Annotated in this window: 17 protein-coding genes and 1 pseudogene; 8 read left to right on the top strand and 10 right to left on the bottom strand. The window is 70.6% G+C overall.

The window, feature by feature from the left end; all coding sequences use genetic code 11:
• Positions 1–143: 143 nt before the first annotated feature.
• Positions 144–806 (top strand): hypothetical protein, encoded by a 663-nt coding sequence (locus MED01_RS19830; RefSeq protein WP_238670051.1) that lies wholly within the window; start codon positions 144–146, stop codon positions 804–806.
• 45 nt (positions 807–851) lie between these two features.
• Here the strand turns inward: MED01_RS19830 and MED01_RS19825 are convergent, their stop codons facing one another.
• The 5 genes from MED01_RS19825 to MED01_RS19805 form a co-directional block, all read right to left on the bottom strand.
• Positions 852–1,529, bottom strand: a complete 678-nt coding sequence (locus tag MED01_RS19825; protein ID WP_238670050.1) for a maleylpyruvate isomerase N-terminal domain-containing protein — start codon at positions 1,527–1,529, stop codon at positions 852–854.
• Between the two features lie 104 nt (positions 1,530–1,633).
• The gene (locus tag MED01_RS19820) at positions 1,634–2,014 is read right to left on the bottom strand and encodes a TFIIB-type zinc ribbon-containing protein (protein ID WP_238670049.1); all 381 of its coding nucleotides are present in this window, start codon (positions 2,012–2,014) and stop codon (positions 1,634–1,636) included.
• A 22-nt stretch (positions 2,015–2,036) separates the two neighbouring features.
• Positions 2,037–2,669, bottom strand: coding sequence for a phosphoribosyltransferase (locus MED01_RS19815; RefSeq protein WP_238670048.1), 633 nt, complete (start codon positions 2,667–2,669; stop codon positions 2,037–2,039).
• A 41-nt stretch (positions 2,670–2,710) separates the two neighbouring features.
• Positions 2,711–4,060: a glycosyltransferase 87 family protein gene (locus MED01_RS19810; RefSeq protein ID WP_238670047.1), complete on the bottom strand. Its 1,350-nt coding sequence runs from the start codon at positions 4,058–4,060 to the stop codon at positions 2,711–2,713.
• Between the two features lie 50 nt (positions 4,061–4,110).
• Positions 4,111–6,633 (bottom strand): putative bifunctional diguanylate cyclase/phosphodiesterase, encoded by a 2,523-nt coding sequence (locus tag MED01_RS19805; RefSeq protein WP_238670046.1) that lies wholly within the window; start codon positions 6,631–6,633, stop codon positions 4,111–4,113.
• Between the two features lie 647 nt (positions 6,634–7,280).
• On the opposite strand from MED01_RS19805, the gene MED01_RS19800 reads away from it, so the two are divergent.
• The 5 genes from MED01_RS19800 (at position 7,281) to MED01_RS19780 (ending at position 13,365) form a co-directional block, all read left to right on the top strand.
• Positions 7,281–10,385, top strand: coding sequence for an AfsR/SARP family transcriptional regulator (locus tag MED01_RS19800; RefSeq protein WP_238670045.1), 3,105 nt, complete (start codon positions 7,281–7,283; stop codon positions 10,383–10,385).
• A 262-nt stretch (positions 10,386–10,647) separates the two neighbouring features.
• Entirely contained in the window at positions 10,648–11,139 is a 492-nt protein-coding gene (moaC, locus tag MED01_RS19795) for a cyclic pyranopterin monophosphate synthase MoaC (RefSeq protein ID WP_238670044.1), read from the top strand.
• Positions 11,136–11,606 (top strand): MogA/MoaB family molybdenum cofactor biosynthesis protein, encoded by a 471-nt coding sequence (locus tag MED01_RS19790; protein ID WP_238670043.1) that lies wholly within the window; start codon positions 11,136–11,138, stop codon positions 11,604–11,606. Before moaC ends, MED01_RS19790 begins: the two co-directional genes overlap by 4 nt.
• A gap of 77 nt (positions 11,607–11,683) precedes the next feature.
• On the top strand, positions 11,684–12,940 hold the full coding sequence (locus MED01_RS19785) for a molybdopterin molybdotransferase MoeA (RefSeq protein WP_238670042.1): 1,257 nt from the start codon (positions 11,684–11,686) through the stop codon (positions 12,938–12,940).
• A complete protein-coding gene (locus MED01_RS19780) occupies positions 12,937–13,365 on the top strand; it encodes a molybdenum cofactor biosynthesis protein MoaE (RefSeq protein ID WP_091396665.1) in 429 nt (142 codons plus the stop codon). The genes MED01_RS19785 and MED01_RS19780 overlap by 4 nt, the downstream gene beginning before the upstream one ends.
• 4 nt (positions 13,366–13,369) lie before the next feature.
• On the opposite strand, the gene MED01_RS19775 is transcribed toward MED01_RS19780, so the two are convergent.
• Together MED01_RS19775 and MED01_RS19770 are read right to left on the bottom strand one after the other, a co-directional pair.
• Entirely contained in the window at positions 13,370–14,836 is a 1,467-nt protein-coding gene (locus tag MED01_RS19775) for a glycosyltransferase 87 family protein (RefSeq protein ID WP_238670041.1), read from the bottom strand.
• A 215-nt stretch (positions 14,837–15,051) separates the two neighbouring features.
• Entirely contained in the window at positions 15,052–15,597 is a 546-nt protein-coding gene (locus tag MED01_RS19770) for a DoxX family protein (protein WP_112583895.1), read from the bottom strand.
• Between the two features lie 133 nt (positions 15,598–15,730).
• Here MED01_RS19770 and MED01_RS19765 point away from each other — a divergent pair, with 133 nt between their 5' ends.
• Positions 15,731–16,279, top strand: coding sequence for a GNAT family N-acetyltransferase (locus tag MED01_RS19765; RefSeq protein WP_091396674.1), 549 nt, complete (start codon positions 15,731–15,733; stop codon positions 16,277–16,279).
• A gap of 23 nt (positions 16,280–16,302) precedes the next feature.
• On the opposite strand, the gene MED01_RS19760 is transcribed toward MED01_RS19765, so the two are convergent.
• The 3 genes and pseudogenes from MED01_RS19760 to MED01_RS19750 all read right to left on the bottom strand — a co-directional run.
• Positions 16,303–17,541 carry an ATP-binding protein gene (locus MED01_RS19760; RefSeq protein ID WP_238670040.1) on the bottom strand — a complete coding sequence of 413 codons (1,239 nt, stop codon included), beginning with the start codon at positions 17,539–17,541 and terminating at the stop codon, positions 16,303–16,305.
• A 156-nt stretch (positions 17,542–17,697) separates the two neighbouring features.
• A complete protein-coding gene (locus MED01_RS36155) occupies positions 17,698–18,147 on the bottom strand; it encodes an LppU/SCO3897 family protein (RefSeq protein ID WP_308193519.1) in 450 nt (149 codons plus the stop codon).
• 446 nt (positions 18,148–18,593) lie between these two features.
• Positions 18,594–19,076 (bottom strand): annotated as a pseudogene (locus MED01_RS19750) (LppU/SCO3897 family protein); the annotation flags it as partial.
• 393 nt (positions 19,077–19,469) lie between these two features.
• Between MED01_RS19750 and MED01_RS19745 the strand changes: the two are divergent.
• Positions 19,470–20,474, top strand: coding sequence for an EamA family transporter (locus MED01_RS19745; RefSeq protein WP_238670038.1), 1,005 nt, complete (start codon positions 19,470–19,472; stop codon positions 20,472–20,474).

Raw genomic sequence — 20,474 nt, 5'->3', positions numbered from 1 at the left:
GTGGCCTACTGAAAAGGCGAGGCGTACCCGCTCGGTCGAGGGCGAAGTTGGCCGAACCGGAACGCGCAGAGGCGGTCAGACAATACGCCGAAGGTCGGTCCATAGCCGAGGTGGCGAAGAACTTTGGGTTCACGGAGCCAGGGATGCGCGGCTTGTTGGTCCGCCGTGGCGTTGCCCTCCGGAGGACCGTTCACACGCTTCGGCACGACGCGTTCGACCTGTTGACACCAGAAGCCTGCTACTGGCTGGGGTTTCTCTTCGCCGACGGGTGTGTGACCTACCGGACGGGCCATCTCCCGCAGGTCTCCGTTGGGCTTGCCCGGCGGGACCGCGAACACCTTGTATCGCTGCGAACCTTCCTGGGTTCGACCAGTAGCATCTCGGCACCAAGTCCCACACACGGCTCATGCCAGTTCTCGGTGCGCTCGACCCGCCTTGCAGAGCGCATGATGGCGCTGGGGAGGTATGACGGACCGCTCGACGAGCGGCTGACCGAATCACGCGACTTCTGGCGCGGTGTCGTCGACGGCGATGGCTCAATCGGTCAATACCGCCGACCAAATCCTAGTCAATCGACGTTCTCTCAGTTTAGGTTGGTGGGCAGCAAGCGCCTACTCGATTCGTTTGCGGCCTTCCTGAAGAGCAACGATATAAATGGTCTTTCTGTTCGCCCGCGCAAGACGATCTACACGATCGGCACAACCTGCGCGCCTGCCGAGAAAATAGTGGCGATGCTGTACGCGGAAGCGACCGTCGCGTTGGCGCGGAAAGCCGAGATCGCAGAGAAAATGCTCGGCAGTCGATAGTGCCTTCGGCTTGATCTTGTTTCTCTCAGTAGGAACGGTCGCCGGTCAGCCGAGCAGTGGGAACCAGCCCGCCGACTCACCCAGTTCCAGCCGGTCCCGGTCGGTCAGCGGTACGCGCCCGGTGGCCTTCAGCAGGAAGTCGTTGTCGTCCCAGGCGCTGGGTCGAACGGTGTCGTCGCTGAGCAGGCCGTCCATTGTCGCCACCGCGACGCGTACCGCCAGTGGGCCGGGCGGCGGCGCGTCGGGCAGTTCCAGCGTCAGGTCCAGGTGGTGGACCGCGGCCTCGGTGGTCAGGGTGGCGAGGAAGTCCGGCACGCGTAGCACGTGTCCCTGGGTGGTCACGTACCCCTCGGGGTTGGCTGACGCGGCGGCGCGGACCGCCGCCGGGGCGGTGTCCCGCCAGAGCGCGACGATCCCGGTCGGGCGGTCGAAGGCGGCAGCCGATCGGCGGACCCACCAGGCGTGCCGGGCGGCCTTGTCGTCGCTGCCGGGAAAGTCACGCCAGTAGCTCACGTCGTCGACATCGGCGGGACCGTCGACGGGGCTGGCCAGTGCGACGAGTGCCCGCTGGGCGTCGCCGAGCACGTGCAGGAGCAGGTCGGCGATGAGCCAGCCCCGGCAGCGGGTGGCTCGTTGCAGGCCGGCATCGTCCAGGCGACCGACCACCGCGGTGATGCCGTCGTACGCCTGGGCCAGCGCCTCGTCCGGTCGGATCGCGGTCATGCGATTCAGCCTCGCATGAAGCATCGCGCCCGCCAACGATCAATGGCCCGGATGGTGTGCCCGGGCCGACGCGTGATCGACCCGGGCGGGAGGTCGGCCTGGGATCAGCCGAACATCTCGTCGAGGAAGCCCTTGCGCTTCTTCTGCCGGTAGTGACCGTGGTAGCCGTGGTGCTGCTGCTGGTGGCCGTAGGCCGGCTGCGGCGGGTAGCCGTGGGCGGGCGGGGGCGGCGGCGGGACGGCGCCGTAACCGGGCTGGTGCGGCGGGGGCGGCGGGGGCGGGTAGCCGGCCGGCTGCTGCGCGGGCTGCCCTGGCGCGCCGCCGGTCTGTTGGCGGCTCCAGTTGGCCTCCGCCTCGAACAGCTTCTCCAGCTCGCCGCGGTCCAGGAAGATGCCTCGGCACTCCCCGCACTGGTCGATGACGACGCCGCTGCGCTCGTACTGGCGCATTTCTCCGTGACACTTGGGACAGGTGAGGCTACTCATCGCCCGACGGTACCTGGTGGACCTATGCAGTTGCTGTGAGCGCCTCGGTGACTTCTTCGTCGGACACTTCGTGGAAATCGTCGTAGTAGACGCTGACCGCGCCGAAGTCCGCCGGGCGTTGCGCGCAGATGACCTGGTCGGCCTCGGCGGCGAGCAGTTCGTACGCCTCCTGCGCCCCGACCGGGACCGCCACCACGACGCGGTGTGCGCCGAGTTGGCGGACGACCTCGACGGCGACGCGGGCGGTTGCGCCGGTGGCGAGGCCGTCGTCGACGATCACGGCTGTCCGCCCGGTGAGGTCCAGTTGTGGGCGGTCGCCCCGGTAGAGCCGTTCCCGGCGCTCCAGTTCGGCCTGCTCCCGATGGCGGACCTCGGCGATGTCGTCGCTGCTGAGTCTGCTGGCCACCGCGTCGTTGAGCACCTGGACACCGCCCGGCCCGAGGGCGCCGAAGGCGACCTCCCGGGCCCACGGCATGCCGAGCTTGCGGACGACCAGTACGTCCAGTGGTGCGCCGAGGCGTTCGGCGACGATCCGGGCGACCGGCACGCCGCCACGGACGAGGCCCAGGACGACGACGTCCGGTTCGCCGATGAGCGCGGTGAGCCGTTCGGAGAGCACCCGGCCGGCGTCGGCCCGGTCGCGGTACGTGGTCATGTGTTCAGGTTTACGCCCTGACGCGCTGTTCCGCTCGGAAGTTACGCCGAAGTGGTCCGACCGGACCGCTTATCGGCAATCGCGGCGGTCGGTGTGTCGCCCGGGCGGTGCAGGGCGGGAGCCCAGGTCAGCAGGGCCAGCGGGTACAGGAGGTAGCCGAAGCGGGTCGAGGGCATCAGGGCGATGGCGGCGAGCAGCCCGTACCCGCAGATCAGCGCGGTGGCGACGGCGGTGCGGGGCGGGCGGCGGGCGAGCCGGACGGCGATGGCCACTCCAGCGGCGACCAGCAGCCCGGCGGCGATCAGCCGGCCGGCGGGTAGCGCGTTGGCGATCAGGTAGCCGGGGAACGGGGACTGCGCGGGGCTGGTGACCAGCCCGTGGCCGAGGGGGAAGCGCAGCACGTTCTCGGTGAGGGCGTCGCGGTCGACCAGCAGCGCCGGCACTAGTGCGGCCATGGGCAGTCCGATCGCGCCGACGGCGACTCGGGTTCCGGAGCGTCGGGTCAGGCCCCAGACGATCAGGACGAGGGCGACCGGCCAGGCGAACAGCTTCAGCGCGCCGGCGAGTCCGACCACGAGGCCGGCCCGGCCGGGTCGCTCGGCGGCGGCGAACGCAAGGGCCAGCAGGCAGAGCGCGAGTACGGGTAGGTCGTCGCCGCCGGTGGCGAGGGTGAGGGCGCAGATCGGCAGTACGGTGGCGGCCTGCACGCCGCGCAGCACTGCGGCGTCCCGGCGGCGGGTCGCGGCAATGGTGGCCTGGCCGGTGGTGGCCGGTGTTCTGGGCAGGGCGGCCACTGCCACTGCGAGCGCCAGCGCGGTGCCCACCGCGAACCAGACCCGGGAGTCGGTCCACCAGGTGTCGAGCAGTGCTCTGGGCAGGCCGAACATCGCCATGCCGGGCTGGTACGGGGTGTAGCCCATCAGTTGCTCGCCGGGTGGGAGGGCGGCGATGGCGTCGGGTCCGAGGTAGGGCGTGCCGTGTTCCAGGAGGCGGGTGCCGGCCTGCTCCACGACCAGCACCTCCTCCTGGGCCCGGTCGGTGCGCCCGCCGGCCCGGTCGATGCTCTGCCAGGCCAGGGGCAGCAGTGTGGTGGTGGCCCAGGCGAGACCGGTGACCGTCCAGCGGGCCGGCAGGCCGGTCAGCCGGGAGGTTGGAGAGCGTCGACGCAGCAGAAGTTGGGCGATCACCGTCAGCGTTGCGAGCAGGTAGCCGACGGCGGCGACCGCGCCCCAGGCGCGGTGCGGCAGCAGGGTGGACGTGACGGCGGTGATCGCGGCGAAGGTGGCCGACACGGCGTAGAGGCCCAGGTCGAGGGCGAGTCCGTCGGCGGCGTTGTCGAGCGTGCGCCAGTGCCAGCGACTGCGGTGGGCGGTCGGGTCGTCGACGATCACGCGCGACAGTCTGGCAGACCGGGCTGCCCGCCCAGCGGGGCGATGCCTGCTCAGGCGGGCAGGTGTGGCAGGCGGTCGGGCTTGGAGCGGCCGGCCTGGCGGCGGTTCTGGCTCAGCCGGATCACCGCTCCGGTGTCGTGCAGCGGCGCGGCTAGGGTGCCCGGTCGGCCGCCCGAGCCGCGCTGCATCGCCGCGAGCAGGGTGCCGGACGGCATCGGGCGGGCGAACAGGTGCCCCTGGCCGGCGACGCAGCCCAACTCCCAGAGGGCCCGCCGCTGCGGTTCGCTCTCCACGCCCTCGGCCACCACGTCCAGGTCGAGGCTGCGGCCCAGGTCGAGGGTGGAACGGATGACGGCGGCGGCCTCCGCCGAACTCTCCATCGTCGTCACGAAACTCCGGTCGATCTTCAGCTCGTGTACCGGGATCCGGGAGAGCAGCGAGAGCGAGGAGTAGCCGGTGCCGAAGTCGTCCAACGCCAACCGGACGCCCTCGTCGCGTAGCCGGCTGAGCACCCGGTCGACCACGTCGAGTTGGCTGAGGGTCAGCGTCTCGGTCAGCTCCAGGACCAGCCGGTCCGGTGGGAGGTCGTGGGCTCTGAGGCGGGCCAGCACCGAGCCGGGGAACCGCGCGTCGAGCAGGCTGCGTGGGGATACGTTGACAGCGACCGGTACGTCGAAGCCGGCGTCGCGCCAACTCACCGCCGCGAGCAGCGCCTGGTCGAGGATCGCCTCGGCGAAGGCCGGTAGCAGGCCCGAGCGTTCCACCGCCTCCAGGAACCGCAGCGGGTCGATCATGCCGTGGGTCGGGTGGTGCCAGCGGGCCAGCGCCTCCGCGCTGGTCACCTCGCCGGTGCCCAGGTCGACTATCGGTTGGAAGTTGACGACGAACTCGTGGTCGGCGACCGCGCGGGGCAGGTCACCGCCGAGGGTGAGGCGGCCCAGGTCGGCGGTGTCCCGGGTCGGGGCGTACGTGGCGATCCGCTGCCCGGCCCGCTTCGCCTGGTACATGGCCACGTCGGCGCGGCGTAGCAGCTCGGCCATGCCGCCGTTGGACGGGGCGCCGGAGATGCCGCCGCTGGCCTCGACGCTGATTCGCATGCCGTCCAGGTCGAACGGCTCGTGCAGCGCGGCGAGCAGCGTCTCGGCCCGGTGCGCCGCCACCGCCGGGGCCGGCAGGCCGCGCAGGAGTACGGCGAACTCGTCGCCCCCGAGGCGGGCCACCAGGTCGGTCGCCTGAGCCGCGCCCCGCAACCGGTCTGCCACCTGCACCAGCACCTGGTCACCGGCGGCGTGCCCGAGCGTGTCGTTGACCTCCTTGAAGTGGTTGAGGTCGATCAGCACCAGCGCCGTCACCCCGTCGGCGCGGCGGGTGCTCAGCTGCTCGGTGCCCTCGTCGAGGAGGTGCCGGCGGTTGGCCAGGCCGGTCAGCGCGTCGTGCGAGGCCGCGTACGCGTGCTCGTCGGCGACCCGGGCCAGTTCGGCGTACGCCTGGGCGTTGCGCACGGCCGTGCAGAGCGCGGAGGCGAAGGTGCGCAGGGTGTACTGCTCCCGCTCGGAGAGCCGCACCGGGCCGCGGAAGCGCAGTCGGAGCATGCCGACGTCGACTGTCCGGTCGTGGCCTTCCAGCGGCGCGGGGACGACAGTGCCTGCCACGTCGGTGGGCGTGCCGGTCGGGCCGTCGAAGGTGATGCCGCCGGTGCCGCCGCGTACGGTGCGGCCGCCCTCGCGCAGCTCGATCTCGACCTCGTCGGCGGAGAACAACTCGGCGGCCTGGGTAACTGCGGTGGTGAGGACGTTGTCCAGGTCGACCACGTTGAGCGCGTCGGTGGTGCGGGCCAGCCGCTGCCACGCCTGCTGTTCGGTGCGGCCTCGGATGCGTGCGGAGTAGGCCAGGTGCAGGCTCAGGACCAGGGGTGGGACGGCGAGCAGTAGCCGGGGGTCCATCTGGAGGGTGAGCAGGGTCAGGGCCGCCACCACGAAACGGACCGCGTAGCCAGCCAGGCGAAGATCCAGGTTGCTGCGGAACTGAGTCGAGATTCTGGTGCCGGAGGCGAGCGCGATCACGGGGATCGCCAGCACCTCGTCAAGGAAGGCGGCGAGGAGGTACGCCACCGACAGGATCCCCACCAACTGCGGGGCATGCATGGCCGGCCAGGTCCAACCGAGCAGTGCGAAGGCAATGCCTGCTCCGGCCGCGACGAGGATGTTCTTGCCGACGCCGAAGGTCAGCTTGATCGGTGGTAGGCGAACCGAGGCGATGGTGATCCCGATGCAGGTGCAGAGCACCACCCATGGAAGGGGAGCAATGGCAGCCGCAATGACGATCGCGGCCTCGCTCCAACTGATCAGGTGCACCGTGGATCGGACACGTACGCGCGTCTTGACGAACGCGCCCAAGGCGATCATCGCGGTCAGCGTTACCAGGGTTGCTCCGTCGGGTGTCGGAGCCTCGGCCGCAGGGAAGGTCAGTCTCAGGGAGGCGAGCGCAACGATCGTGGCAGCAACGACGAGGAGACCGACGATCAGCCGTAGCCGTCGATCGGTCCCGTCATCGCGTCGTTGTGAAGAGGCCACGCAACTCCTGGATTACCTCGCCTGTCGTGCTCGCAACCATATCGCCGGGCGATGCAGAAGTCCTGCACCGATGTCAGCCCCACTCGTTTCCGCGCATTTCACCCCACCCCCTCCTTCGTGCGGTTGTCGGGCTCTGTTGGAGCCGACTCTCTACGAATGGAGCTTAAATGGGGTTGGCCCTAGTTAGGGATGATAAATGTCGTTATCCTCAACATTAGTTAATCCTGTGGGCATAAGTGACATTCTGTTTGCGTTCCGGTGCGGAGAGCGCTGGGATGCTCGCCTGTTGCATCCGGTCCGTCGCGGAATGTCGCGAGCCGTGGTGACTGATTAGACCGCGCCCTCAGTGTGGGTGCTTTGATGCCGCAACTCATCCGCCGATTCGGTCGACCGCCGGCCAGCTTCCGGTAGGAGTCCCCTTCATCGACTGCGGCTTTCGCTCCTTCTTTCCGTGATGCGGCAGGAGTTGAGAACGTTGAGGCAACATATGGTTCTTGCAATGTTCGCATTGCACTCGTCGGGCCTGTTGCACCGGGCGGCCGCAAGAGCGTTCGCGTCGGCGGCTTGATTGGCGTCGGGCGTTACATCCGGTGCCCGTAAGCTTCGGGGCGTGATCGGCTGAATACCCCGCTGGGGCAGGGGGACGGGTGGACATTCAACTTCTGGGCGGCCTCTCAGTGCACCTGCTCGGTCGCAAGCTGCACCTGGGTACGCCTAAACAGCAGGCCGTCTTCGCGATGCTCGCGGTCCAACCCGGGCAACTGGTGACAGTCAACGACCTGGTCGACGAGCTGTGGCCAGACAGCCCGCCGCGCTCCGCGGTGCCGAACGTACGGACCTACGCCGCCAACCTGCGCCGAACCTTCGAGACCTTCGAGTCTGGTCGGGGCGTCATCGTCAGACAGCAAAGCGGCTACCAGTTCACCCTGGAACCCGAAGCTATCGACGTGTTCCGTTTCGAGATGGAGTTCGCTGCGGGCCGCGAAGCCCTGATGGCCGGCCATATGGACCGGGCCCTGGCACGGTTGAGGTCGGCCGTGGCGCGCTGGCGGGGACCGATGCTCGCCGGCATGTCGCTCGGGCCCGTGCTCGGCGCACGCGTGGTAGCCGCCGAGGAGGAACATCTGCTGGCCGTGGAACTCCTTGCTGACGCGCAGCTCAGAGTGGGGCGGAGCGACCTCGCGATCCCCCTGTTGCGGGAGGCCATCGCCCGTCATCCCCTCCGGGAACCGGCGTACGCCCTTCTCGCTCGGGCGCTGCACGAGCGAGGCGACCACGCGGGTGCGCTCGTCACGTACGACGAGGTTCGGACGAAGCTGATGGCCGAGCTCGGCGTCCTCCCGGGTTCCGACCTTCAGGCTTTCTACCGCACTATCGTCTCGGCGGTGCCATCCCAGCGACCGGGGAAGCACGCCGTACCTCGTCCGGCTGGCCAGAGCGCCCGCCGTGTTTCGAAGGCAGCCTCGCCAGGCAGTGTCCTGATCCCCGAAGGGGCCCCTCGGCCTGAACCGGTGGATCACCTCCCCCGGGCGGTCACCGACTTCGTCGGCAGAGAGGACGTGGTGTCGCGGCTGCTGGCGGAGACCTGGCGGGTCGAGGAACGGGTGCCGGCCGTGCACATCATCGATGGCATGGCGGGTAGCGGCAAGACGACCCTCGCCGTGCACCTGGCCCGCCGGCTGTCCGATCGGTACCCGGACGGCGCGCTCTTCATCGACCTGTGCGGGCACGGGGAGAAGCACCTGGTCGAGCCAGCGAGTGCCCTGGTCACCCTGCTTCGACAGCTGGGCGTTCCTGCTGGTCGTGTACCGGTGGAGTTCGACGACAGGGTGGAGTTGTGGCGACAGGAACTGGCCCGCCGGAGGTCGGTGGTGGTGCTGGACAACGCGGCGAGCAGCGAGCAGATCATGCCCCTGCTGCCGGCCGAGCCGACCACCGTCGTGCTGGTTACCTCGCGGCGGCGTCTGTCCCACCTGGACGTCGGGCCCTCGCAGACGCTGCCGCTCCTGAACCCACAGGAGAGCGTGGATCTCCTCAGCCTGAGCATCGGTCGGGAAAGGGTTGAGGCCGAACCGGAGGCAGCCGCCGAGGTGGTGCGTCGGTGCGGGTACCTCCCACTGGGGATCCGGCTGGCCGGTGCGCGGCTGGCGCACCGGCGCGGCTGGCGGTTGGCGGACCTTGCCGAGCAGATGGCTGGCGATGCTCCAGCGCTGCACCATCTGGCTCAGGAGGAGAGCACCGTCACCGGTGCCTTCGCCGCTTCCTATGAGCCGCTTACCAGTTCGACCAAGCGTGTCTTCCGGTTTCTGGGTCTGTATCCCGGTAGCCGCTTCAGCGCGCCGGCGGTCGCCGCGCTGACCGGGCTGCCGATCGCGGAGGCTCGTGCGGCGCTCGACGACCTTGTCGACCGGAATCTGGTGGAGGACCTGGACTCGACGCGATATCGACTGCACGACCTCATGCGGCAGTACTCCATCGAGCTGTGTTCGCGTACCGACTCCGCGAGCGACCGAAAGGCAGGGCTGGCTCACCTGCTCGACTTCACTCTGGAGGTAGCACTGAGGGTCGCTAAGACGCTGGAGCTCAACGACCTGGAATCTCGCGTCACACATCTCCCGTTCGGGCGACCCGAGTTGGTCGACGCGATCGGGGAGCCCACCGCTGACTGGTTGGAAGCGGAGCGGACGGACCTGGTAACGATGGTGAGGGCAGCGCTCGATGAGGGCTTCCACGAGCATTCGTGGCGGCTGGCCCGTGCCCTCTGGCGATTCTGTTACATCCGCGGATACTTCGAGGACATCATCACGACCCACCGGCACGCGCTGACGGCAGCGGACGCATCCGGGGACGTCGATGCAGCGGCATTGGTGAACAACTACCTCGCTTCCGGATATATCCGGACTGGCGACAACCGGGAAGCGCTGCACCATCTGACCCGCGCTGTCGCCCTCTCCAAAGACTCGCGGGACGTGCTCAGAACCGCGCGGTACCGCGCCAACCTCGCTGCTGTCTACTACTGGAGCGGCAACCTGACTGGAGCGGTGAGGGTCGGTTTTGAGCGCTTGCGTGACTACAAGGGATACGGCAAAGCCAAGGTGCCGATGGCGCTGCCGAACCTCGGCATGGCACTCACCTCACTGGGTCGCTACGAGGAGGCGCTCCGGATACACCGCCTGCACCTGGCGTGGGCCCGGACGAACTCCGACGTCTTCCACACACTCAACGCCCTCAGCCATATCGGCGCCGTGCGGGTCCGGATGGGCGACCTTCCGCAGGCGATCCGCATTCTGCTGGCCTCGTTGGCGCTACGCGACCGCACCGGCCACCGGTATGCCGAGGCCGAGGTGCGCAACGACCTCGGGATCGCCTATCGCGGTCTCGGTCGGCTGGTGGAGGCCCAGCAGGAGCATGAGTTGGCCCAGAAGTTGGCGATCGGTTCGGGAGAGCGACACGTCGAGGCGGCCGCGCTGAACGAACTCGGGCGGACCCTGCTGGCGCAGGGCCGGGCTGACGAGGCGTTCGAGGTGCACCAGGAGGCGTTGCGGTTGGCTACTCGGATCGCGCACCCGCACGAGCAGGGCCGAGCCCTGGCCGGGCTGGCCGAACACTTCGTCCGCACGGACCCCGTCGAGGCCCGGCGGCACTGGGAGCGGGCGTTGGCGATCTTCCGACGGATGGGCGTGCCGGAGCGTTTCGAGGCCGAACGCCGCCTCGCCGAGTTGCCTGACGCAACCCCGGTCGCAGAGCGCTGACCAGCCTGAACGGCGCTTATCGATTTCTTATCGTCCGGCCCGATAGCCTCCCTGTCGTATCGGCGAACGGGGGAGGTTCTGCCCGTGGGCAGAACCGGGTCGTCGACACGCGCCCGCTGCCGGGTCCCCCCAGCGACCTCGGCGGCGGGTCGGCAAGGAAGGAGCGGCGTCGGGGCCGTCACGCCGTCAGCACCCGGTGCGATCGTCAGCGTGACGCCGCTCCTTCCGACCGCCGTCGTACCGCACCGATAGGCTCACGACCGTGACCGAACCCGCGCAGCTCAGCCACGTCGATCGCGCCGGCGCGGCCCGCATGGTCGACGTCTCCGCCAAGGCGGTGACGGGTCGGTTGGCCGTCGCGGCCGGCCGTTTGCGGACCACGCCCGAGGTCATCGACCTGTTGCATCGCGACGGGCTGCCCAAGGGAGACGCGTTGGCCGTCGGCCGGCTCGCCGGGATCATGGGGGCCAAGCGCACTCCTGATCTGATCCCGCTCTGCCACCCGATCGCCCTGCACGGTGTCACAGTCGACCTGCGGCTGACCGCCGACACCGTGGAGATCACGGCCACCGCCCGCACCGCGGACCGGACGGGGGTGGAGATGGAGGCGTTGACCGCTGTTGCTGTCGCCGGTCTCGCCCTGATCGACATGGTCAAGGCGGTCGACCCGGCGGCCTCGGTGGAGGCGGTCCGGGTGCTCCGCAAGGAGGGCGGCAAGACCGGCGAGTGGGTCCGTCCGGAGGACCGGCAGTGATCCGGGCTCGTGTGATCGTCGCTTCCAACCGGGCCGCTGCCGGTGTCTACGCCGACACCAGCGGCCCGCTGCTCGTGGCCGGCCTGCGCGAGCTGGGCTGCCAGGTCGACGACCCGGTGGTGGTGCCCGATGGTGAGCCGGTCGGCGATGCTTTGCGGGCCGCCCGCGCCGACGGTGTCGACGTGGTGCTGACCAGCGGTGGCACCGGAGTGACCCCGACGGATCGCACCCCGGACGTGACCCGCGGCCTGCTGGACTACGAGGTCCCGGGCATCGCCGAGGCGATCCGCGCGCACAGTCGTGACCGGGTGCCGACCTCTGTGCTGTCCCGGGGCCTGGCCGGGGTCGCCGGGCGGATGCTGGTGGTCAATCTGCCCGGCTCGACCGGCGGTGCCCGGGATGGCCTTGCCGTTCTCGGGCCGATCCTCGGGCACACCGTCGACCAGCTCCGCGGCGGGGACCACTGACCGCTTCCCCGCGGCGACCAGTGACCGGTGCGCGCCAGGCCCGGGCGGGTGTCGGTCCGTGCCGATAGGCTCGGTCGGTGAGCACGGAAACCGCACCCACAGCGGATCGGGTCACCGCACCCCCGCCGGCCGGGTGGGAGGAAGCACGTTCGCGGGTCTACGCGGTCGGTCTGGCCGCCGCGCTACCCGCCGCCGCCCGACCACTTGTCGACATCGACGGGTCGACCCTGGCCGAGCCGTTGACCACCCGCACCGACCTGCCGGCGTTCCCGACCTCCAGCGTGGATGGCTGGGCGGTGCGGGGCAGCGGGCCCTGGCGCGTCGTCGGCCGGGTCCTTGCCGGCAGCACCCCCGAGCCGCTCACCGAGGACGACACCACAGTCGAGATCGCGACCGGCGCGATGGTGCCCGAGGGCGCCACCGCCGTGCTGCGGGTGGAAGAGTCGACGAGCGCTGACGGCCTGGTCACCGGCGTTCCCCGGGAGACGCCCGAGTGGCGGAAACCCGGCGAGGAGGCGTACGCCGATGAGGAGCTGCTGCCGGTCGGCACGCCGGTCGACCCGGCGGTGATCGGCCTGGCCGCTGCCTGCGGGCACGACACGCTGCGGGTCCGGCGGGCGCCGCGCGCCGCGCTGCTGGTCTTCGGCGACGAGTTGCTGACGGCGGGCCCGCCCGCGGCCGGTCGCATCCGCGACGCGCTGGGCCCCGCGGTGCCAGCCTGGCTGCGGCGCTACGGCTGCCAGGTCCGCCCATCCGACGTGGTCGGCCCGGTGGCCGACACGCTGCCCGCGCACGTGGCGGCCCTACGCTCGGCGCTGGGCCACGCCGATCTGGTCTGCACCACCGGCGGCACCATGAACGGTCCGGTCGACCACCTGCACCCGACCCTGGAGGCGCTCGGCGCCGACTACGTGGTCAACACGGTGGCGGTCCGCCCGGGCTTCCCGATGCTGCTGGCCCGGTTGACCGGCCCCGACGGGCGGGCCCGGTTCGTGGCCGGGCTGCCGGGCAACCCGCAGTCCGCCATCGTGGCGCTGGTGTCGCTTGTCGCCCCGCTGCTCGCCGGCCTCCAGGGCCGGTCGATGCCGGTGCTGCCGCAGGTCACGTTGGCCGAGGCGGTGCCCGGTCGCGGTGACCACACCCACCTGGCGTTGGTCCGACTGGACCGCTCCGCCGGCGTCGCGTTCCCGGTCCGGCACGTCGGCTCGGCGATGCTGCGGGGCCTGGCCGGCGCGGACGGGTTCGCTGTCATCCGACCCGGCACCCGCGGTGAGCCGGGCGACCGGGTTCCGATCGTCCCACTGCCGTTGTTTCCCGGGGAGCGTGCGTCGTGACCGCACCAGCGATCACCTTCGGCGAGGTCACCGACCAGCCGCTCGACCTCGCCACGCACGAGGCGGCGGTCGCCGACCGCCGGGCCGGCGCCGTGGTGTCGTTCCAGGGCGTGGTCCGCGACCACGACCACGGTCGACAGGTCACCAGCCTGGAGTACGAGGGGCACCCGAGCGCCGCACAGGTGCTGCGCGAGGTGGCCGCCGAGATCGCCGCGGAGCCCGACGTCTACGCCGTGGCGGTCTCGCACCGGGTCGGCCCCCTGGTGATCGGTGACGTGGCGCTCGTCGCCGCGGTGAGCACCGCGCACCGGGCGGCTGCCTTCGCGGCCTGCGCCCGACTGGTCGACGAGGTCAAGGCGCGACTGCCGATCTGGAAGCGGCAGGTCTTCACCGACGGCACCGAGGAATGGGTCAACTGCCCCTGACCGCTCAGCGGCGGCCGTTGACCCCCACGGCCCGGGCGAGCCGGTCGCCGTAGAACGCCGGCTCCGCGCCTGGGCGCCAGGGCAGCGCGGCGACCAGCACGATCAGCGCGAGCGCGAGCGAGTTCTCCATCAGTGCCCCGAACAGGCCGTCCTGGTAGTGCGACATCTCCGGCAGTTGATGCTCGTACGGCCAGATCGGAGAGATCAGGAAGAGCAGGTAGAGCCCGATCGCGGCGAAGCCGTGGCGGAGCCCGGTCAGCGTCGGGTACCAGATCGGCGGGCGGAGCCCGTTGACCCCGGGTAGACCGCCGAAGACCGGCCCCTGGCCGGTGCGCTGCGGCATCCCCCGGCTCGCCTCGCGACGACGCACTGCGGCGTCGGCCAGCACGATGATCGCCGGGATCACCCAGACCAGGTGGTGCGTCCAGGAGATCGGGCTGATCACGTTCGCGGTGAGACCGACCAACGTGAAGGCGGTCAACTCGTCACCGTCGGCGCGGGAACTGGCCGCCCGGGACAGGCCCAGCGCCAGGACCAGCACCGAGAAGGCGAGCCACAACAGCCCCGGGGTCTCGATCGAGTCGTACAGCCGGGCGAGCAGGCCGGCGAGGGACTGGTTGGGCGTCATGTCCGCCGCGCCGACCCGTTCGGTCTGCCACAGCACGCTGCCGAAGTAGGTCCGCGACTCGTCACCGACGATCGCGAAGGTCCCCACCGTCACGCCGATCGTCGTGCCGATGGCAGTGGCGGCCACCCGCCACTGACGGGTGATCAGCAGGTAGGCGATGAACAGCGCCGGGGTGAGCTTGACCGCTGTGGCGAGGCCGATACCGGCCCCCGCCCAGGCCCCGCCGTAGATGAAGCGCAGCAGCGGGCCGTCGGTGGCGGCGTAGTGGGTGCCCCGGCGGGACCGCCAGCGAAGGCCGATCAGGTCCGCCATGATCAAGGCGAACAGCAGGATGTTGACCTGGCCGTAGCCGAGGGTCTCCCGGGCTGGCTCGATGGCGACCGCGAGCGGCACCGCCAGGGCCACCGTGAACCACAGTGGCCACCCCAGTCGGTCCACGATGGGTCGGAGCAGCCCGGCCAGCACCAGCGCCAACGCGGCGATGCTGGCGGCGGCGTTGACCAGGCCGGCCACGCCGATCGGCAGCTGCGCCATCGGCAGCATGACCAGCCCGGCGAAGGGCGGATAGGTGAACCCGAGTGTTGTTTCGGGCGCGATGAACTCGTAGAGCTCGTGACCGCTCGCCCACCACACCACGGCACCGTGGTAGATCTTCATGTCGAAGAAGTTGTACGGCCGCCCGAAGGTGCCGATGGCAAGCCATGCGGCATAGGCGACGGCGGCCACTATGGCGCCCCGTACGACGTTCCTGCGATCGATCCCGCGCGTCACACGGTCGATCCCGCGTGTCACACGTTGGATTGGGGCGAGGCGGTCCGCCCGTCTACCGACAGCCGTCGGCATGGCGTGGCCACCCCCGTACCAAGGTCGTCCTACCCGTCCAGGTCCTGCACGGAGCCTAGAACGGCGCCTCACGTCAGTGCCTCCCGCGTTATGCGACCGTGTCCGATCCCACACATGTTTTTGACATTTCCACCGCGTTAACGCCTACCGGGTGGTTCAGGTAATTCGTGGCCTTAGCGAGGGGTGGGGGTGAGACGGAGACGGATCGACGCAGGTCAGCCGGGGAGTCGACGTGCGGTGGACGCGGAGCGGACGGCGATTCGGGCCTCGCGGCGGGCGGTCCGGACGGCGCGCTGCATGGAACGTCGAGAGTGGCCGATGCGATGGCCCGTCCGCCACCGCAGACCCGGCTTGCCGCCGGTGTCAGCCGCGGCGAGCAGCAGACCGCCGAGGAGCCCGAGGTTCTTCAGGACGTGAATCTGGTTGTTGTTCTTGGCGATCGGGTCGTCGTTGTTCCAGAAGGGATGCCCGGCGATGGTCACCGGCACCAGCGTGCCGGCCAGGACCAGCGCCGCGGGTCGGCTGAACCGGCCGGTGGCCAGCATCAGACCGGCGCTGACCTGCACTGCCGCGTTGAGCCGGATCAACGTCTCGGTCTCGGTGGGGAAGCTCGGGTGCGCCTTCTTCAACACCGGCGCGACCTTGTCGGTCACCGGTTTGGCGGCCACCGCGAGCCGGCCGGGGTCGCGTAGGTTGCGATACCCGCTGACCACAAAGATGCCGCTCAGCATGGCGCGGGCGAGGGAGCGTACGGGCGTCATGGATCAGTCATACCCCGTCGCGGCGTTTGCTACCCCGTCAACCGCAGGATCGGATTGGTGTTCGTACACGTACGCCACGCCGAATCGAGCGACAGTCACGGATGGACGGGCGCTGACGGGTAACGTCGCGCGGGTGACCACGCTGCGGCTACGCCCCGAGGACCCGGCCGACGCCGGCCCGGTCCGCCGCGTACTGGCCGCCGCCTTCGCCCGCCCGGACGTGGCGACGCCGCCCGAGGTCAGCCTGGTCGACGAGCTACGCGACACCACCGCCTGGTTGCCGGAGTTGGCCATGGTCGCCGAGTACGGCGGTGAGGTGGTCGGCTACGCGCTGCTCACCCGGGTGCGGCTGCGGCCGGAGCGAGGCTCCGACGTGCCCGTCCTGGCCCTCGGCCCGGTGGCTGTCGCGCCGCACCGGCAGCGTGTCGGGCACGGCACGGCTGTCGTGCAGGCCGCCCTGGACGCCTCCACCGAGCTGGGCGAGCGGCTCGTCGTCGTCCTCGGTGCCCCGGTCTTCTACCGCCGGTTCGGGTTCGGCCCGGCGAGTGAACTGGGCCTGACCGGCCCGTGGGCCGGCCTCGGCGAACCCTGGCAGGCGCTGGTGCTGCCGCCGTCCACCAGCGAGGAGGGCCCTCCGCCTCGCGGTGAGGTGCTCTTTCCGGCGCCCTGGTCGAAGGTCTGACCGGTCGACGCGACTGTTGGGGGTCAGGCCGGCTGTGTCCGCAGGTACCTGCCGAAGTGCGGGACGGTGAAGGCGACGGTGCCCCGCTCGCCGGAGTAGATCAGCCCCTTCTTGATCAACGCGTCCCGGGCCGGGGACAGACTGGCCGGCTTGCGGCCGAGGGCACGGGCGATCTCCGCGGTGGGCACCGCCGCGTCCATGTCGTCGCGGACCACCACGCCGGGTTCGCCCTCGACCGCGGACATCATGGCCATCGCCCGCATGTACTCGCGTTCGGCGGGAGTGGCCCGTTCGAACCGGGAACCGAAGAACCCGACAGCCAGTTCGGCCTCCGCCTCGGGCGCGGCGACCCGCACATCGGCGGCCGTGATCGGCGAGCGTGGCGCGTGGTCCCAGGTGGCCTTGCCGTACGCCTGGACGAAGTACGGATAGCCGCCGGACTTCTCGTAGAGCAGGTCGAGTGCCTTCTGCTCGTACTCGACCTCCTCGCGCTCGGCGGGCGCGCAGAGCGCCCGGTCGGCGGCGATCCGGTCGAGCCGGTCGATGCGTTGATAGCGGAACAACCGTTCGGAGTACGACTTGGCGGCGCTGAGCACGGCCGGCAGGTGCGGAAGGCCGGCGCCGACGACGATCAGCGGCGCGCCGAGCTGGGACAGCTCGTGGCAGGCGGCGCAGAGCGCTGACACGTCCTCCGGGCCGAGATCCTGCATCTCGTCGATGAAGATGGCGATGCCGGTGCCGACGTCGCTGGCCACGGCGGCGGCGTCACTGAACAGCTCGACCAGGTCGATCTCGATGTCGCCGGAGTCGGCCCGGCCGCTGGCAGCCGGCACGTCGATGCCGGGCTGCCACCGGTCGCGCAGCTTGGCGGCACCGGCCCGGCCGGTCGGATTGGACCGCTGGGCGAACGCCTTGAGGACGCCGAGGAACGCGTCGATCCGGTCCGGTGCGCGGTGGCGGGGGGCGAGCTCTCGGACCGCCATGTGCAGTGCGGCGGCGACCGGCCTGCGCAACGACTGGTCGGGTCGAGCCTCGATCTTGCCGCTGCCCCAGAGTCGGTTGATGGCCTGCGACCGGAGCGTGTTGAGCAGGACCGTCTTGCCGACGCCGCGCAGCCCGGTGAGCATCAGGCTGCGCTCGGGTCGGCCCCGGGCGATGCGCTCGAGCACGATGTCGAAGACGTCCAGTTCCCGCCCCCGCCCGGCAAGTTCGGGCGGGCGCTGACCGGCGCCCGGCGCGTACGGGTTGCGGACCGGATCCACGCATCGCAGATTATCGGGCCATCTAGCTGCGAGGCTAGACATGGATAGATGGGGCTACCGGCGTGTCGAGACCGTCGACCAAAAACTAGGGCTGTCTAGCATGGACGCTAGACAGCCCTAGTTTTGGCAATCGGGCCAGCGATCGGCCAGCTCGGGCTAACGCTTCTTCAGACAGAGCACGTAGTCGAACAGGTCGACCGAGTTGTCGTGCACATAGTTCGCTGTCGCCTGCGGCGCGAGCGTCTCGCACCGGTCTCCGTCAGTGGTAGCCGGAATTCGCAGCAGCACCTGATAGGTGTTCGGGCCGCAGGGCACCTTACGGAGTTCCGCCTCGCTCTCACTGCCGTCGTTCACCACACAGTCACCCCTGGCGAACTCCGCGCCCGGAGTCGGGGCGGCCGACGTCGGGGCGTCGCTGGGCAGCGCGGGCGGAACGCCCGGGGCACTCGTCGACGGGGCACGCGCCGCGTCACTGCCGGCGTCGGCCACCTTCCAGATCGCCCAGCCGGCCAGGCCGAGGCACGGACAGAGCACGAGCAGCACCACCACAGCGATGATGAGAGCGACGTTGCGGCCGGTCTTCTTCGTCGGCGCGGCCGGCTGCATCCCGTAGCCGCCGGGAGGCTGCTGACCCCACGGTCCGGCCGGTTGACCCGGCATCGGACCCGCCGGCTGACCGGGCATCGGACCCGCCGGCTGACCGGGCATCGGGCCCGGCGGCGGGTACGGCCCGGCCGGTGGGAACGGCCCGGGCGGTGGGTAACCCGGGCCCGACGTGGGCGGCGGCGGCCACATCGGCGTGGTCGGCGGCTCCGGGTTGGTGGGCGGCGGCGCCCACATGGGTGCCGTCGGTGGCTCCGCGCCGGTCGACGGCGGACCCCACTGCTGCCGGGTCGGGTCGTCCGCGGGCGGCGGGGTGCTCCACTGGGGCACTGTCGGGTCGACGGGTGGTGAGCTGTCAGGCCCACCGGGCGGGCGCTGGTACGGATCGTCCGGCTGATCGGAACCCGCAGGTCCGTAGGTCGTCATGTCATCCCCTGGGGTGGAGGGTCTCAGCGTTGCTTGAGGCAGAGGACGAAGTCGAGAGTGTCCAGCTCACTGTCGAAGAAATACCAGTTGGTATAGCCCTCGACCTTGCCGCACTTGGCCTCGGCGTCCCGCTCGCCGCTGGTCGGGCCGTCGATCCGGCTCAACACCTCGTACGACTTCGCGGTACAGCCGCTGATCAGCAGCTTCGGCTTGCCGCCGGCGGTGCCGTCGTTGCGGACGCACTGGCCGACCTTCGCGAACCGGGGATCGGCCGACGACTCCGGCGCGGCCGCGCTCGGCGCGGGCTCGACCACGTCCGCGCTCGGCTCACCGGCAACTGCCGAGTTGCTCGGCGCGGCTGCCGGTGCCGGGTCGCTCTGCCCACGGCGGAACCAGAACGCCCCGGCGACGGCCACCACCAGCAGTACGACGACCAGTACCGCGATCAGTGGCCCCCGTCCGCGCCGGCTCGGTGCCGGATCCTCGCCGTACGGGTCGTCGGGCCGGTACGGCTGCCCGCCGTACGGCTGGGTCGGCTGGTACGAGCCGCCGTAGGGCGTGCGGGGATCGTGGCCGTAGGGCGTATCCGTCCCGCCGCCGTAGGGCCCGCCGGGCGTTGCACCGTACTGCGGAGTGGGTGGGCCGCCGTACGGTCCGGGTCGTCCCTGCGGTGCGGGCGGGTACGACGGGACCGCCGGAGGGTAGGACTCCGGCGCGGGCGGGTAGGGCTGCTGCGCCGGTCGACCGGGCGTCTCGTCGGGTCTCTGCCCACGCCACGGCCCCGGGTGGCCGCTCCCCGGTTGTCCGTAGTTCGTCATGCCGCCCTCCTGCACGAGTGGTGAGAGGCCGGCCACCAAAGCGCGACACGGACTCCGGGGTCACCGTAGCGTGGTCCACTGATGAGCTCACCTCCACCGAGCGCCACGGCCCTCGCCGGCCGTCGTGCCAGCAGCACGCCGACACTGATCTGGACCGCGTTGATCGTGGTCTACGTGCTCTGGGGGTCGACCTATCTGGCCATCCGGATCACAGTGGAGACGATGCCTCCGCTGCTGTCGGCCGCGCTCCGGTTCGCCGCGGCCGGCCTGGTCCTGGCGGTGGTGCTGCGACTGCGTCGGGGGCCCGGCGCGCTGCGGGTGGACCGACGGCAACTCGGCTCGGCCGCGTTGGTCGGGGTGCTCCTGCTCGGCGCCGGCAACGGCCTGGTGGTGCTCGCCGAATCGGGGCCGCCGGGAGTGGCGGTGCCGTCCGGGATCGCCGCGCTGCTGGTGGCCACGGTGCCACTGCTGGTGGTGCTGTTGCGCTCGGCCACCGGGGATCGGCCACCGCTCTGGACGTTCGCCGGGGTCACAGTGGGCTTCGTCGGCCTCATCCTGCTGGTGCTGCCGGGTGGCGGTTCGGCAGCGGTGCCGCTGGTCGGGGCGTTGACAGTGGTGGCGGCGGCCACCTCCTGGTCGGTCGGGTCGTTCCTTTCCGGCCGGATCCGGATGCCCGGCGACCCGTTCGTGGCCACGGTGTACGAGATGATGGCCGGCGCGCTGGTGCTGGTGGCAGTCGCCGCCGGTCGGGGCGAACTGGCGGACTTCCACCCGGCGGCGGTGAGTACCCGGTCCTGGTTGGCGCTGGGCTACCTCATGGTGGCCGGCTCACTGGTGGCCTTCACCGCGTACGTCTGGCTGCTGCACAACGCGCCGATCTCGCTGGTGTCGACGTACGCCTACGTGAACCCGGCGGTCGCGGTGGCGCTCGGCGCGCTGCTGGTGGCCGAGCCGATCACCCCGCAGGTGCTGCTCGGCGGTGCTGTCATCGTCGCCGGGGTCGCCCTTGTGGTGACCACTGAACGGCCACGTCGGGCGGGCACGGGATCACGATCGGGGGTCACGTTGGGGCGCGACCGCCAGTAG

The organism is Micromonospora alfalfae, assembly GCF_022230925.1.
Taxonomy (GTDB): domain Bacteria; phylum Actinomycetota; class Actinomycetes; order Mycobacteriales; family Micromonosporaceae; genus Micromonospora; species Micromonospora alfalfae.
The sequence above is the reverse complement of the archived record's forward strand: the minus strand, read 5'-3'. Positions and strand labels throughout refer to the sequence as shown.